At 53.0% G+C, this 1,088-nt stretch carries 1 protein-coding gene; it reads right to left on the bottom strand.

The genetic code is table 11. The annotated features are described in order from the left end of the window. Positions 1-2: 2 nt before the first annotated feature. On the bottom strand, positions 3-1,088 hold a 1,086-nt coding region (gene tuf / locus FCH32_RS23105; protein WP_117344063.1), incomplete at its 5' end, for an elongation factor Tu.

The raw sequence follows: 1,088 nt of genomic DNA, 5'->3' as shown, positions 1-1,088 counted from the left end.
AATTAGCTCAGAACTTTAGCAACAACGCCCGCACCAACAGTACGGCCGCCTTCACGGATTGCGAAACGCAGACCGTCGTCCATCGCGATCGGGTGGATCAGGGTAACAACCATTTTGATGTTGTCGCCCGGCATTACCATCTCTACGCCTTCCGGCAGTTCGATGGTACCAGTCACGTCAGTAGTACGGAAGTAGAACTGCGGACGGTAGCCTTTGAAGAACGGAGTATGACGGCCGCCTTCGTCTTTGGACAGGATATAAACTTCAGATTCGAACTTGGTGTGCGGCTTGATAGAGCCCGGCTTAGCCAGTACCTGACCACGTTCGATTTCTTCACGTTTGATACCACGCAGCAGAACACCAACGTTCTCACCAGCACGGCCTTCGTCCAGCAGTTTGCGGAACATTTCAACGCCAGTACAGGTAGACTTAGCAGTCTCTTTGATACCAACGATTTCAACTTCTTCGCCAACTTTAACGATACCGCGCTCTACACGACCGGTAACAACAGTACCACGGCCGGAGATGGAGAATACGTCTTCGATAGGCAGCAGGAACGGCTTGTCAATCGCACGCTCTGGTTCCGGGATGTAAGAATCCAGGTAGCCAGCCAGTTCAACGATTTTAGCTTCCCACTCAGCTTCGCCTTCCAGCGCTTTCAGAGCAGAACCACGAACGATCGGAGTATCGTCGCCCGGGAAATCGTACTGAGACAGAAGTTCACGAACTTCCATTTCTACCAGTTCCAGCAGCTCTTCGTCATCAACCATGTCGCATTTGTTCAGGAACACGATGATGTACGGAACGCCAACCTGACGACCCAGCAGGATGTGCTCACGAGTCTGCGGCATCGGGCCGTCAGTCGCAGCAACAACCAGGATCGCGCCGTCCATCTGCGCAGCACCGGTGATCATGTTTTTAACATAGTCGGCGTGGCCCGGGCAGTCTACGTGTGCGTAGTGGCGAGACGGGGTGTCATATTCAACGTGAGAAGTGTTGATGGTGATACCACGTGCTTTTTCTTCCGGTGCGTTATCGATCTGATCGAATGCACGAGCAGAACCGCCGTAGGTTTTAGCCAGTACGGT

This window comes from Citrobacter gillenii (assembly GCF_013337685.1).
GTDB lineage: Bacteria > Pseudomonadota > Gammaproteobacteria > Enterobacterales > Enterobacteriaceae > Citrobacter > Citrobacter gillenii.
Note: the sequence above shows the minus strand (reverse complement) of the source record. Positions and strands in the feature narration are given on the sequence as shown.